The sequence below is a fragment of the Gordonia alkaliphila genome (genome assembly GCF_039542465.1).
GTDB lineage: Bacteria > Actinomycetota > Actinomycetes > Mycobacteriales > Mycobacteriaceae > Gordonia > Gordonia alkaliphila.
Genome location: NZ_BAABIE010000013.1, coordinates 14292 through 27414 on the forward strand (window position 1 = coordinate 14292; position 13123 = coordinate 27414).

13 protein-coding genes and 1 other RNA gene are annotated in these 13123 nt (G+C 70.1%); 9 read left to right on the forward strand and 5 right to left on the reverse strand.

What is annotated here, in order from left to right; genetic code table 11:
- Nucleotides 1-121 precede the first annotated feature (121 nt).
- From panB to ABD989_RS13695, 7 genes are all read left to right on the forward strand, one after another.
- The gene (gene panB / locus ABD989_RS13665; protein ID WP_345313902.1) at nucleotides 122-967 is read left to right on the forward strand and encodes a 3-methyl-2-oxobutanoate hydroxymethyltransferase; all 846 of its coding nucleotides are present in this window, start codon (nucleotides 122-124) and stop codon (nucleotides 965-967) included.
- A 41-nt stretch (nucleotides 968-1008) separates the two neighbouring features.
- On the forward strand, nucleotides 1009-1968 hold the full coding sequence (pip, locus tag ABD989_RS13670; protein WP_246996674.1) for a prolyl aminopeptidase: 960 nt from the start codon (nucleotides 1009-1011) through the stop codon (nucleotides 1966-1968).
- On the forward strand, nucleotides 1965-3446 hold the full coding sequence (locus ABD989_RS13675; protein ID WP_345313903.1) for a CYTH and CHAD domain-containing protein: 1482 nt from the start codon (nucleotides 1965-1967) through the stop codon (nucleotides 3444-3446). Before pip ends, ABD989_RS13675 begins: the two co-directional genes overlap by 4 nt.
- A gap of 102 nt (nucleotides 3447-3548) precedes the next feature.
- Entirely contained in the window at nucleotides 3549-4526 is a 978-nt protein-coding gene (locus tag ABD989_RS13680) for an ABC transporter substrate-binding protein (RefSeq protein WP_246996678.1), read from the forward strand.
- A 4-nt stretch (nucleotides 4527-4530) separates the two neighbouring features.
- The gene (locus ABD989_RS13685) at nucleotides 4531-5550 is read left to right on the forward strand and encodes an ABC transporter permease (RefSeq protein WP_246996679.1); all 1020 of its coding nucleotides are present in this window, start codon (nucleotides 4531-4533) and stop codon (nucleotides 5548-5550) included.
- The gene (locus tag ABD989_RS13690; protein ID WP_345313904.1) at nucleotides 5537-6574 is read left to right on the forward strand and encodes an iron chelate uptake ABC transporter family permease subunit; all 1038 of its coding nucleotides are present in this window, start codon (nucleotides 5537-5539) and stop codon (nucleotides 6572-6574) included. Before ABD989_RS13685 ends, ABD989_RS13690 begins: the two co-directional genes overlap by 14 nt.
- On the forward strand, nucleotides 6571-7332 hold the full coding sequence (locus ABD989_RS13695) for an iron ABC transporter ATP-binding protein (RefSeq protein ID WP_345313905.1): 762 nt from the start codon (nucleotides 6571-6573) through the stop codon (nucleotides 7330-7332). Before ABD989_RS13690 ends, ABD989_RS13695 begins: the two co-directional genes overlap by 4 nt.
- Before the next feature lie 17 nt (nucleotides 7333-7349).
- On the opposite strand, the gene ABD989_RS13700 is transcribed toward ABD989_RS13695, so the two are convergent.
- The 5 genes from ABD989_RS13700 to ABD989_RS13720 all read right to left on the reverse strand — a co-directional run bounded on the left by ABD989_RS13700 (nucleotide 7350) and on the right by ABD989_RS13720 (nucleotide 11861).
- Entirely contained in the window at nucleotides 7350-8798 is a 1449-nt protein-coding gene (locus ABD989_RS13700) for an RNB domain-containing ribonuclease (protein ID WP_345313906.1), read from the reverse strand.
- A gap of 58 nt (nucleotides 8799-8856) precedes the next feature.
- Nucleotides 8857-9265, reverse strand: an RNA gene (rnpB, locus tag ABD989_RS13705) — RNase P RNA component class A.
- A 51-nt stretch (nucleotides 9266-9316) separates the two neighbouring features.
- Complete coding sequence (locus tag ABD989_RS13710) at nucleotides 9317-9961, reverse strand: histidine phosphatase family protein (RefSeq protein ID WP_345313907.1); 645 nt, start codon at nucleotides 9959-9961, stop codon at nucleotides 9317-9319.
- Complete coding sequence (locus ABD989_RS13715) at nucleotides 9958-10716, reverse strand: zinc ribbon domain-containing protein (RefSeq protein WP_345313908.1); 759 nt, start codon at nucleotides 10714-10716, stop codon at nucleotides 9958-9960. The genes ABD989_RS13710 and ABD989_RS13715 overlap by 4 nt, the downstream gene beginning before the upstream one ends.
- Nucleotides 10717-10745: 29 nt before the next feature.
- The gene (locus tag ABD989_RS13720) at nucleotides 10746-11861 is read right to left on the reverse strand and encodes a Nif3-like dinuclear metal center hexameric protein (protein ID WP_345313909.1); all 1116 of its coding nucleotides are present in this window, start codon (nucleotides 11859-11861) and stop codon (nucleotides 10746-10748) included.
- Nucleotides 11862-11955: 94 nt separating this feature from the next.
- On the opposite strand from ABD989_RS13720, the gene ABD989_RS13725 reads away from it, so the two are divergent.
- Together ABD989_RS13725 and ABD989_RS13730 are read left to right on the forward strand one after the other, a co-directional pair.
- Nucleotides 11956-12639 carry an HAD-IA family hydrolase gene (locus ABD989_RS13725; protein WP_345313910.1) on the forward strand — a complete coding sequence of 228 codons (684 nt, stop codon included), beginning with the start codon at nucleotides 11956-11958 and terminating at the stop codon, nucleotides 12637-12639.
- The gene (locus ABD989_RS13730) at nucleotides 12632-13117 is read left to right on the forward strand and encodes a low molecular weight protein-tyrosine-phosphatase (protein ID WP_308221389.1); all 486 of its coding nucleotides are present in this window, start codon (nucleotides 12632-12634) and stop codon (nucleotides 13115-13117) included. The genes ABD989_RS13725 and ABD989_RS13730 overlap by 8 nt, the downstream gene beginning before the upstream one ends.
- Nucleotides 13118-13123 lie beyond the last annotated feature (6 nt).

The following is a 13123-nucleotide window of genomic DNA, read 5'->3' on the forward strand; positions in this document are numbered from 1 at the left end:
CGTGTGAGCAAGACCACCGGCCCGCCCGGTGTCGCCCGTCGCTCGACGATGGGAGAATCGGGGTTGTCCACACCGACCCGGGTACCCGCAGAGCGGGACTCGAGGCAGAAATGAGACCGCGATGTCCCACGCACCGATCTACGGATCCACCGACGCCGCTCCGGCCGCACCGCGCCGCGTCACCCGACTGCAGCACCTGGCGCAGTGGAAGGCCGAAGGCCACAAGTGGCCGATGCTGACCGCCTACGACTACTCCACCGCCCGCATCTTCGATGCGGCCGAGATCCCCGCGCTCCTGGTCGGCGACTCCGCCGCCAACGTGGTGTACGGCTACGACACCACCGTGCCGATCAGCGTCGACGAACTGCTGCCGCTGGTGCGCGCCGTGGTCCGCGGCGCCCCGCACGCGCTCGTCGTGGCCGACCTGCCGTTCGGCAGCTACGAGGTGAGCCCGCAGCAGGCCCTCGAGTCGTCGATCCGCTTCTTCAAGGAGGGCGGCGCGCACGCCGTCAAGCTCGAGGGCGGCGAGCGGATAGCCCCGCAGATCGCGGCGCTGACCGCCGCCGGCATCCCGGTGATGGGCCACGTCGGCTTCACGCCGCAGAGCGTGAACACCCTCGGCGGCTACCGCGTGCAGGGCCGCGGCGACGGCGCCGACCAGCTGATCGCCGACGCGATCGCCGTCCAGGAGGCCGGCGCGTTCGCCGTCGTCATGGAAATGGTTCCTGCCGAGATCGCCGCGCAGATCACCCGCAAGCTCACCATCCCGACCGTCGGCATCGGCGCGGGCAACGAGACCGACGCGCAGGTGCTGGTCTGGCAGGACATGGCCGGCTACACCCACGGCAAGACGGCGAAGTTCGTCAAGCGATACGCGAATGTAGGCGAGGACCTCTCGCGGGCGGCGCGCACCTACGCGGCCGAGGTGGCCTCCGCGGCCTTCCCCGGACCCGAACACTCTTACTGACCCACCCGCTGCCCCGGCGGCCACGCACTAGTGTGGTCGCCATGGCAGCGCTCTATCCCCCGATCGAACCGTACGCATCGGGGCATCTGGACGTCGGCGACGGACAAGAGGTCTACTGGGAGACTTCCGGCAACCCCGAGGGCAAGCCGGTGCTCTTCGTCCACGGCGGCCCCGGCGGCGGCACCTCCCCCGCGCAGCGGCGCTTCTTCGACCCGGAGCGCTACCGGATCATCCTCTTCGACCAGCGCGGCTGCGGCCGGTCCCGCCCGCACATCGCCGACGGCGCCGACCTGAGCGTGAACCACACCGGCGCACTGATCGACGACATGGAGCGGTTGCGCGCCCACCTGGGCGTGGAGCGGTGGCAGATCTTCGGCGGCTCGTGGGGGTCGACACTCGGATTGGCTTATGCCCAAACGCATCCCGAGCGCGTCACCGAACTGGTGCTGCGCGGCATCTTCCTGCTCCGGCGCAGCGAGATCGACTGGTATTACAACGGGGGCGCCGCGCACATCTTCCCGGACGTCTGGGAGACCTACCTGGCGCCGATTCCGGAGGCCGAGCGCGACGGCGACCTGGTCGCCGCCTACCACCGGATCCTCACCGGGCCCGACCCGGCGGCCGCGCAGCGCGCCGCGAGTGCCTGGACCGGCTGGGAGAACCGGACCAGTCACCTTCTGCCGCAACCGGATGCGGACTCGTCCGACCGCTTCGACCTGGCCTTCGCGACCATTGAGAACCACTACTTCGTGCACCACGGCTTCCTCGACGAGGGCCAGCTGTTGACGAACATCGCTGTGCTGCACCACATTCCGGCCGTCATCGTGCAGGGACGCTACGACGTCGTGTGCCCGATGCGCAGCGCCTGGGATCTGCACCGAGCCTGGCCGGAGGCAGACCTGGTCATCGTCGACGATGCGGGCCACGCTTCGTTGGAAACCGGCATCGCCGACGCCCTGGTGTCGGCCACCGACCGCTTCGCCACAGGAGACAACCGTTGAGTGCACGTGAATCGCTGGAAGTAGAGCTCAAGTTCGACGTCGACGCCGGCCAACCCGCGCCGGATCTGAGCGGACTCGCACCGGGCGGCGCCGGCGCGCCGACGGTGTACGAACTGAACGCCACCTACCTCGACACCGCCGGTCACGACCTGGCCGCGCGGCGGATCACGCTGCGGCGCCGCACCGGTGGCACCGACGCGGGCTGGCACCTGAAGCGACCGACCACGCACTCCGACGCCCGCCACGAACTCGCGATCGACTTCACCGATGCGCCGGCCGACGGCGGCGTCCCCGCGCCCATTCGAGACGCCATCCTGGCGATCGTCCGCGACCAGCCGCTGATCCCGGTCGCCGAGATCATCACCGAGCGCACCGTGACGCTGGTCCACGGCGCGGACGGCTCCGTGCTGGCGGAGTTCGCCGAGGATCGGGTGCTGGCCCACGCCCATCAGAGCCAGCGCACACAGGAGTGGGCCGAGTGGGAGTTCGAACTCGTCGACGGCGACGCGGAACTGCTCCCCGCTGCCCGCAAGCTCCTGCGCGCCGCCGGCGCCCGCAAGGCCGCCAGCGTCTCCAAGCTCGCCCGCGCGATCGGCTCCGAGCCGCACACGCACAAGCCGACACGACTGCGTAAGAAGCCCACCGCACTCGACCTGATGGTGCATTCGCTTGCCACACATCGGGATTCGTTGGTCGCCTGGGATCCACTCGTGCGGGAGAACGCCTTCGACGCCGTGCACCAGATGCGCGTCACCGCCCGCAAGCTCCGCTCCATCCTGACGTCGTTCCCGCAGATCCTGGATCCGGCCAGCATCGCCGGTCTCAGCGACGAACTGCGCGAACTCGGCGAGGTCCTCGGTGAGGCACGCGACCGCGAAGTGCAACTGGAGATCAACCGAGAACTGCTGGCGCAGGAGAGCGACGTCCCGGCCGACCTGCGGACGGCCCTGATCGACGACGAGATCGCCAGCCAGGAGCGCGCTCTGCGCACCCTGCGCTACGCGCTGTCCACGCCGCGCTACCTGTCCCTGCTGAACACCCTCGACCGCGTGATCACCGACCCCGTGCCGGGCCCGGACGCCGACCGCGCCGCCGCGAAGGTGGCCGTCGCTGGCATCGAGCACGCGCGCAAGCGCCTGCGGAAGGCGGAGAAGTGGCTGACCGCGCTGGAACCGTGGTCCGCCGAATGGGTGGAGCAGGTGCACCGGATCCGCAAGCGCGCCAAGGCCGTTCGCTACACCGCCGACGCCGCCAAGCCGCTGGACCTGAAGACCGCGACCAAGACCGCCAAGCAAGCGGCCCGCATTCAGACCCACCTCGGCCATTTCCAGGACACGGTGGTCAACCGCGAGCAGCTCACTCGGGTCTCCGCGGAACCGGGCCTGTCGGCGCGCGCGATCTTCGTGCTGGGGCGCCTGGATGCACGGGAAGAGACGCGCGGGCGCGCCGCCGTCCAGGCCTATCTCGACGAGAACTGAGGTGTAGTTCACACGAGTTCGGCGTCGCCGACTACATAGGGTAGCCTCCGCTAAGTATTCACTTTCGGAAGAATCCTCCCCTTGGCGAAAGCAGGCTCCCCCATGTCCCGTCGTCTTGCCCGGACCGCTCCGGTCCTGGCCGCCCTCGCAGCGGTGAGCCTGGTGTTCACCGCCTGCTCGTCCACCGAGTCCACGGCGTCCGGCGCCACCATCAGCGTGGAGGCCACCAACGGTACCGTGCAGGTGCCGAAGGACCCGAAGCGCGTTGTGCTGCTGGACAACACGGCCGCCGAGACGGTCAAGGCCATGGGCGTCACGCCGGTGGCGGTGCCCAAGGGGCTGCTCGCGCCGTCGAAATTCGGCGACTGGATCGACAACCCGGACATCGCCGACGTCGGCACGCACAACGAGCCGAAGATGGAGGTCATCGAGGACGTCGACCCCGACCTCATCATCGCCGGGTACCGCTTCGCCAAGTACACCGCGGATCTGACCGCGATCACCGATCAGACCGGCGGCGCCACCATCGACATCGCCGCGTCCGACGACGCGGAGGGCGGCCGGGTGGCGGCGATGATCCGCCAGACCACCACGCTGGGCGAGATCTTCGGCAAGCAGCAGCAGGCGGGCGAGATCGTCAGCACCTTCAACGGGCAGCTCGACGCCGCGAAGGCCGTCAGCACCGGGCAGACCGTCTTCCTGTCGATCGTCAGCGGCGGCAAGATCGACAACGGTGCCAAGCGCATGCAGCCGCTGGTCGCCCCGTTGGACCTCAAGGACGTCTTCGGCGGCCAGGCCGGCGATCACCACCAGAACTCCGGACTCACCCCCGAGGCGATCGCGCAGGCCAACCCGCAGTGGGTCATCGTGATGGACCGCGACGCGGCCACCGCGTCCGACGGCGAGAAGACCACGCCCGCGGCCAGCGTCTTCGCCGCCCAGGAGGCGTTCGCCAAGACCGACTTCATGCGCGAGAACCACGTGATCTACCTGGATCCGGAGTTCTACGTCCGCGAAGGCATTCAGTCGTACGGCCAGAGTTACCAGCAGATCGCCGACGCCCTCGGCGCCGCAAAGTAGCGCGGTGACCGCGCAGGCGACCACCACCGCGCCCCGTCCCCCGGCCTCCCGGGCGGCGGGGCGCGGTTGGGCGATGCCGACCATGGTGGTCGCCGCCGTCGCGCTGGTGGCCGGATCGCTGATGATCGGCGAGTATCACATCACCGCGTCCGGGCTCCTGTCCGGCGACGCGGACATGTGGGAGATGTTCTTCATCTCGCGGGTGCCCCGCACGCTCGCGCTGATCTTCGCCGGCATCGCCATGAGCTTCTCCGGCGTGATCATGATGCGCCTCACGCAGAACCGGTTCGTCGAGCCCACCACGGCGGGTACCGCGGAATGGGCCGGGCTGGGCGTACTGCTGTCCTGGCTGCTCATCCCCGAGTCGTCGCCGCTGGTGAAAATGGTGGTGGCCACCACCACCGCGCTGATCGGCACTTTCGTCTTCCTCGGCATCATCTCCGGGATCCGCGCGCGCCGATCGGCCGTCGTGCCGCTGGTCGGCATCATGATGGGCGCCGTGGTCGGCGCCTTCGCCACCTTCATCGCCAATAAGAACCAGTTGCTCCAGTCGCTCACCGCGTGGCGGTCGGGCGGCTTCAACAGCGTGGTGCGCGGCTTCTACGAGCCGCTGTGGGCCGTGGTCATCATCGCGATCGCCTGCTTCGTCCTCGCCAACTACTTCACCATCGCCGGCCTCGGTCGCGACGTGGCCGTCAGCCTCGGCCTGCGCTACGGCCTCGTGGTGACCCTGGGCGTCACCATGGTGGCGCTGGCGACCGGCGTGACCTCCGTCGTCGTCGGCTTCATCCCGTTCCTCGGCCTGGTGGTGCCCAACCTGATCAGCGCACTCCGCGGCGACGATCTGCGGCGCAACCTCCCGTGGATCGCGGTGCTGTCGATCGTGATGATCGTCGGCTGCGACCTGATCAGCCGACTCGTGGTGCGCCCCATGGAGATTCCCGTCTCGGTGACCATGGGCGTGCTCGGGACGGTCACCTTCCTCGCGATCCTGCTCTCCGGGAGGTCCCGTGTCGCCCTCTGATCTGGCCACCGCCGCACCGTCGATCACCGGCGGCCGGTCCACCCGCGTCTCGCCGACGGCGCGTCTGGTGATCGCCGGGCTGCTGGCCGCCGCCGCGCTCGCCGCGTTCCTGTTGCTGCGCAACGGCATCGACGGCCTGGAAGTGGAGTCGGTGTTCGGGCTCTCGTTCACCCGCCGGGTCAACACCGCGATCGCGATCGTGATCGCCGCGGTCTGCCAGGGCATGGCCACCGTCCTGTTTCAGACCGTGACGCACAACCGGATCCTGACACCGGCCATCATCGGCTTCGACTCGCTGTACGTGCTGATTCAGACCGTCGCGGTCAGCGTGGTCGGAGCGAGTTTCATCGCCAACTCCGACACCGTGCCGCAGTTCCTGATGCAGACCGCCGCGATGGCGGTGTTCGCCCTGGCGCTGTACGGTTGGCTGTTCGCCGGCCGCCGCTTCGGGAGCCTGTTCCTGCTTCTGCTGACCGGCGTCGTCCTGGGCCTGGCCTTCCGGTCGATCGCCGAGTTCCTGCAGCGCCTGCTGTCGCCGACCGACTTCGATGCGCTGTTTCTCAACATGTACGGCCGGATCTCCGACGTGAACGCGTCCCTGCTGCCGGTCGCCGGCGGACTGGTCGCGGTGGTCGCCGTGGTGGTGTGGCGTCGGCGGCGGATCTACGACGTCCTGCTGCTGGGTCGCGAGCCCGCCATCGGTCTCGGGCTGGATCACCGCCGCGAGCTGACGCTGACCCTGGTGATGATCGCCGTGCTCATGGCGGTCAGCACCGCACTGGTCGGGCCGCTCACCTTCTTCGGCTTCATCATCGCCACCCTCGCCTACCAGGTGGCCGGCGACTGGCGGCACCGTGCGCTCCTGCCGATGTCCATCCTCATCGGCATCTTCACCCTGGCCGCGGGCCAACTGCTGATCAACACCGACGTCTTCGGCACCAACGTCATGCTGACCGTCGTCATCGAGTTCTGCGGCGGCGTCGTCTTCCTCGGTGTGCTGCTCCTGCGAAAGGGATCGCTGTGATCGAGTTCCACGAACTCACCAAGAAGTACGCGGAGAACGTCGTCCTGGGACCGGTGTCCGGCGATTTCGGCGACGGCGGCCTCACCGCCCTGGTCGGCCCCAACGGCGCCGGCAAGTCGACGCTGCTGACCATCATCGGCCGCCTGCTGAACGCGACCAGCGGCACCGCCACCCTCGACGGTGTCGCCATCGACTCAATGAAGCCGCGCGAGGCCGCGAAGAAGCTGGCGGTGCTGCGCCAGGAGAACGGCGTCAACGCGCGCCTCACCGTGCGCGACCTGGTCTCGTTCGGCCGCTTCCCGCACTCGCGGGGACGACTCGATGCCGACGACGAGCGTCTGGTCGCCGAGGCCATCGCGTTCCTCGAACTCGACGACCTCGCCGAGCGCTTCCTGGACGAACTCTCCGGGGGCCAACGCCAACGCGCGTTCGTCGCGATGACGCTGGCGCAGGACACCCCGGTGATCCTGCTCGACGAGCCGCTCAACAACCTCGACATCCGACACCAGGTGTCGATGATGGGCCAACTGCGGCGCGCGGCCGACCTGCTCGGCCGCACCATCGTGGTGGTGATCCACGACCTCAACTTCGCGGCGGCCTACGCCGACCGGATCATCGCGCTCAAGCACGGCACCATTGTCGCCACCGGCGGCCCCGAGGAGATCATGCGCAGCGACCTGCTGTCGGACATCTTCGAGACCACCGTCGACGTACACGTGCTCGACGGGCTTCCCGTCGCCGTCTACGCCGGCCGATAGCCCGCTTCGACCGCAGATCAGTCGGCGGCGAAGGCGACGGTGGCTGTTTCGGGATCGGCCTCGGTCACCGTGACCACGCAGCGCTGCCCGGCGGCGGGCGCCGGAGTGCACGGTGCGATGACGGCGGGGACTGCGATGAAGATCTCCGCCGGACGACGACCGGCCGCGTCCCGCATGACCGTCGCGTCGAACCGCGCACCGATCTGGTCGGCCAGTACCACCGCTTCGGCCAGGTTCACGCTGTTGCGGGCGGCGGTACTCGCCACCGCATCGGCGCCGCTCATCACCTTGCCGAGCCCGGGCAGCGCAGCGACCACCCAGTCCGGCACCGGCCGCCCGGCGGTCACCGACAGGCAGATCTCCGTGGCGAACCGGTCACCGAGCCGACGCAGCGGCGCCGTGACGTGCGCGTACAGCCCGCCGACACCGGCGTGCACCAGTTCGGCGTCGGTCACCGCATCGGCGGCCCCGACGTCGGCGAGGCCGGTGCCGATGGCTCGGTACCCGGCTCCGCGCATCAGGCGGGCGCCCGCGCTCATCAGCGCGAGGGTCGACGGCTCGTCCGGCGCCAACGACGCCAGGAACTGTCCCGGGGTATCGCCGCGCGGCCAGTGGGCGCCGAGCGAGGCGGCCACGCTCCGCAGTTCGTCCACCGCCTCGCGCTCGGCGGCCGGCAGCGTCCGGAAGAAGCCGACGCCCGCCGCGCGCATGATGGTGCCCGCGCACAGGCCCACCAGCAGCGACACCTGCGCATTCCAGCCGTCGGCGGGGGTGCGCGGGGCCAGCTGCAGGGTCCATGCCCGCGCGTGCCGCGGATCGTGGTTCTCCCGCACCTCCTGGTCCGGCAGGTCCAGCATCACCGCGCCGCGCGCCAGCGACCAGGCTTCGCGCGCCGACGCGAACGCGGGCAGTGCCGCCAGCGCCGGGTGCAGGGTTCCGGCGGCCGCGTCGGCGGTCACCCCGGCGTAGTCGAGCCGGGCCCGCGAGCGCACCGTCGCGCGCTCGCACGTCACGTCGACCACGTCGCCGTCGGCGGCGACCCGCACCGTCCACAGGACGGCGGGCCGGTCGACGTCGGGGAGCAGCGAACCGGCGCCCTCGGACAGCACCCGCGGGTGCAGCGGCACGTTGCCGTCCGGGAAGTAGATGGTCTCGCCGCGTCGGCGGCTCTCCGCGTCGAGCACTCCCCCGGGTTCCACCAGGGCGGCGACGTCGGCGATCGCGTAGTGCACCAGGAAGCCGTCGCCGTCGGCCACCACGCGCACGGCTTGGTCCAGGTCCATCGAGCCGGGCGGGTCGACGGTCACCAGTTCCAGATCGCGGTGGTCGGTGCGTCCGTCGGCGTGGCGATCGACGGCCGCCGCGGCCGCGGCTTCGACGTCGGCCGGGAAGTCGACGACCAGGCCCAGTTCGGCGCGCAACTTCCCGAAGTCGATGCCGGGGGCGTGAAATCTGCGTTCGACCATGTCTCCCTGTCCCCTCCGTCGCCCTGTCCCCTCCGCTCGGCGGAGCGAGAGAAGTGCGCGAACGAGTCGGTCTGTAAGCCGGATCCTGTACCGACCCGAAGGTCGGCGGCGACCATCCATCTGGGCACACCGTCGCCGGGTACCTCGAGCAGCCAACCCGCGAGCTCGGACGAGCCGTCCTCGATCACTCGCGCATCCGCACCGCAGGCGGTGCGGACTTCGGCCTTGCTCCGGGTGGGGTTTACCTAGCCGCCGCGGTCACCCGCGGCGCTGGTGCGCTCTTACCGCACCGTTTCACCCTTACCCGCTGCACGCAGCGGGCGGTCTGTTCTCTGTGGCACTGTCCCGCGAGTCACCCCGGGTTGCCGTTAGCAACCACCCTGCTCTGTGGAGTCCGGACTTTCCTCGACGCCCGGCCTGCGCGGAGATCCGCACGGTTCCGATGCCGCGGCCGCCCGACCGACTCGTTCGCGTTCCCTACGATAGCCGCTGCGCGTCCGCCGAGACCATGCGACGGGTCAGGAGAGGTGACCGGTGTCGTTCACGAGCTTCACCACGGCGCCGCCGTCCGGGTAGTACTCGGCGATCGACAGCGACGCCAGGTCCAGGTGCAGGCGGAACAGGAGTTCCGGTCCGACGCCGAGCGCATCGCGCAGCATCGTCTTGATCGGCGTCACGTGGCTCACCGCGAGGATCCGGGCGCCCGGGTACTGCGCGAGGAGCTCGCGTTTGGTCGCGGCCAGGCGCGCGCCCACCGCCGCGAAGCTCTCCCCACCGGGCGGTGCCGCCTCCAGGTCGCCCAGCCACCGCCGATGCAGCTCCGGGTCGCGGGCCGCCGCTTCACGGAAGGTCAGGCCCTCCCAGGCGCCGAAATCGGTTTCGATCAGGCCGTCGTGCACCTGTACCGGTAGCCCGACGACGTCGGCGACGGCCTGCGCGGTGGCGCGCGCCCGGGCCAGCGGCGAGGACACGATGACGTCGATCTGGTCGCGGGCGCCCAGCCGCTGCGCGGCTGCGGCCGCCTGCGACCGACCGAGTTCGGTCAGTGCCGGATCCCCGTGACCGGAGTACCGGCGATCCACCGACAGCGGCGTCTGACCGTGCCGCAGCAGCGTGATCCGGGTGGGCCGATCCACCTGCCCCTGCCAGTCGGGTGCCGTCACTGCCCGGACCCCGGCGTCGGCAGGCCCGACTGCTCGGTGCGCACCATGATCGCGGTGCACTCCTCACACCGCACCACTTCGTCCTCGGCGGCCGCCGCGACGGCCGACAACGTGCGCGGATCCAGTTCCATCCGGCAGGCGCCGCACCGGCGCTGGCGCAGCAGACCCGCGCCGACCCGTCCTTGTTCACGCAGCCGGTCGTAGACGGCCAGCAGGTCGTCGGCCACCTCGTCGGCGATGGCGGCCCGACGGCTCAGGAACTCGGTGACGATGTTCTCGGTGGTCGCGGTCGCGTGGTCGCGCGCCGTGACCGCTTCGGCGAGCAGCTCCCGGTGGTGCAGCACCGTGCCCTGCGCTCGCTCGAACTCCATGCCCAGCGCCTCCTGGCGCTCCATGATCTCCAGCAGGTCCGACTCGAGCACGTCGCGGCGGAGCTCCAAGCCGCTCAGCTCGTGCTGCAGTTCGGCGAGCGCCTTGTGGCTGAGCAGACCCGAATCCAGCTGCGTCTGATCGCGTTTGGCGTGCTCAGTGATGCCGGTCAGCTCTTCGTCGGTGGCATCGTAGGTGCGCTGCAGCTCGGCTACCGCGGCCTCGGCCCGGGCGACGTCCTCCTCGGCCACCGCGAGCTGTTCGGTCACCTCCGCGACGCGTGCTGCCTCGGGCAGTTGCGTCAACTGATGGCGGGAGCGGGCGAGCTCGGCGTCGAGATCGGCGAGGTCGAGCAGTCGGCGCTGCTGCGCGGGCGCGGCTTTCATGATTTCGGTCTCTCGTTAGGGCGTGCTGATCAGGAGGGCACAACGTTGAAGGGATCGGTCGACGGCTGGAAAACCGTTGCCGGACAACCGAACTCGGTAAGCAGTTCGGCGGCGCTGGCACACCAGGGGAACTCGGTGGCCCAGTGACCGGCGTCGACCAGCGCCGGACTCCCGGCGCGCAGGGCTTCGTCCACCACATGATGCCGGAGGTCCCCGGTGAGGTAGACGTCGACGCCCGCGGCGGTAGCCGCACCGATCAACGAATCGCCGGCGCCGCCGCACACCGCGACCGTCTGCACCGTCGCGTCCGGGTCGCCGGCCGCCCGGATCGGCCACGCCGCCTGCGGCAGCACGGCGGCGGCGTGCGTGACGAACTCGCGCAACGACATCGGCGCGGCGAGCCGACCGACGCGGCCCAGGCCGATGTCGCTGTCCAGCGCGACCTGCGCGAAAACGTCGAACGCCGGTTCCTCGTACGGGTGGGCGTCCCGGAGTGCGGCGAGCACCGCCGCTCGCGCCGACTTCGGCGCCGCCATCTCCAGTCGGTCCTCGTCGACTCGCGTCAACGCGCCGATCGCGCCGATCGCGGGCCGCGCTCGATCCATGGGGAGGAACTGTCCCGTACCCACCACCGACCACATGCAGTCGCGGTAGTCGCCGAGCGCCCCGGCACCGGCTCGGAACATCGCCTCGGCGACCTGCTCGGCGTTGCCCTCCGGCACCATCACCACCCACTTGTCCAGCGGCACAGTCGGTTCCGGCGCCAGCGGCACGCAGCGATGCAGCCCGAGCGCGTCGGCCAAGGCATCCGAGACGCCGCCCCGAACCTTGTCGGCGTTGGTGTGAGCCGAGTACAGGGCGCAGCCGCCCTTGATCAGCCGGTGCAGCAGCCGCCCCTTGGCGGTGTTCGCGGCCACCGTCTCCACCCCGCGCAACAGCAGCGGGTGGTGCGCCACGATCAGGTCCACGCCGTCGGCGAGCGCCTGGTCGACCACCGCATCGGTCACGTCGACGCAGACCAGCACCGACGCCACCGGATCGGTGGGGTCGCCGCACACGAGGCCGACGGCATCCCACGATTCGGCCAAGCGCGGCGGATAGGCACGATCCAGGGCGTCGACCACCTCGGCCAGATCTCTACTCATCGACACTCTCCCAACCATCGCGCATGGATCCATCCTGCCCCGCTCCGGCTGCCGCGGCGGCCGGTTGTGCCGAGCGTACGGGCATCATGGACGAGTGACCGCTGAGACCTCCCCCACCCGCCCCGACCCGGCCCACCCGAGCACGGTGCTGCTCGTCGACCTCGACGGCACCGTGACCGACAGTTACCTCGGGATCACCGCGTCGTTCCGCCATGCGATCGAGACGATGGGCGGCGCCGCGCCGTCGGACGACTTCCTGGCCGGGATCGTCGGACCGCCGCTGCTGGACTCGATGCGCGCCTACGGTTTCCCGCCCGACGACGCCGAGCGGGCCGTCCGGGCCTACCGCGAGCGCTACGACGTGCTCGGCTGGAAGGAGAACGCCGTGTATCCCGGCATGGCCGAACTCCTCGCCGATCTGGCCGCCGACGGGCGCACCCTGGCCATCGCCACGAGCAAGAACGAGGCGATGGCGCGCCGGATCCTGGAGCACTTCGGATTGACCGAATATTTCACCGTGATCGCGGGCGCCAGCGACGACAGCACACGCCGAAGTAAGGCACAGGTCATCGCTCGGGCGCTGAACGCACTAGACTTGGACCCGAACACCGCCCCGATCGTCATGATCGGCGACCGCTCACACGATGTCGTCGGCGCCGCCTCGTTCGGCCTCGACACCATCGCTGTCGGCTGGGGATACGGTCGACCGGGGGAGGTCGACGAAGCCACGTGGACCGTGCAGACGGTCCCGCAACTGCGCGAGGTACTGGGTGTCTGACAACCCCGAAGAGCTGCACATCTGTTTCGTGTGCACCGGCAACATCTGCCGGTCGCCGATGGCCGAATCGATCGTCGCCTCGGCGATCGACGACGCCGGTCTCTCCGACCGGGTCACGGTCAGCAGCGCCGGAACCGGAGGCTGGCACGTCGGGGAGCCCGCGGACAATCGCGCCCGCACCGAACTGCTCGCACACGGCTACAGCGACACGCACATCGCGGCGCAACTCGACTCGCGGCACCTGGCGGCGGACCTGCTGATCGCCATGGACTCCGGGCACGTCCGGGAACTCGCACGTAAACGGCTCGGCGAACGCGTCCGCCTGCTGCGCAGCTTCGACCCGAACGCCGACGGCGACGACGTTCCGGATCCGTTCTACGGCGGCCCCGAGGACTTCGCCGGGGTGCGTCGGCAGATCGAGGCCGCGGCGCCCGGAATTGTGACCTGGGCCCGTGCCGAGCTGACCGCACGGGGCTGATCGGCA

What these genes read in the sequence shown, in the direction of transcription:
- ABD989_RS13715 (WP_345313908.1), bottom strand. Translation starts at nt 10,716, where the DNA reads ATGAAAGCCGCGCCCGCGCAGCAGCGCCGACTGCTCGACCTCGCCGAT.
- ABD989_RS13720 (WP_345313909.1), bottom strand. Translation starts at nt 11,861, where the DNA reads ATGAGTAGAGATCTGGCCGAGGTGGTCGACGCCCTGGATCGTGCCTAT.
- ABD989_RS13700 (WP_345313906.1), bottom strand. Translation starts at nt 8,798, where the DNA reads ATGGTCGAACGCAGATTTCACGCCCCCGGCATCGACTTCGGGAAGTTG.
- pip (WP_246996674.1), top strand. Translation starts at nt 1,009, where the DNA reads ATGGCAGCGCTCTATCCCCCGATCGAACCGTACGCATCGGGGCATCTG.
- ABD989_RS13680 (WP_246996678.1), top strand. Translation starts at nt 3,549, where the DNA reads ATGTCCCGTCGTCTTGCCCGGACCGCTCCGGTCCTGGCCGCCCTCGCA.
- panB (WP_345313902.1), top strand. Translation starts at nt 122, where the DNA reads ATGTCCCACGCACCGATCTACGGATCCACCGACGCCGCTCCGGCCGCA.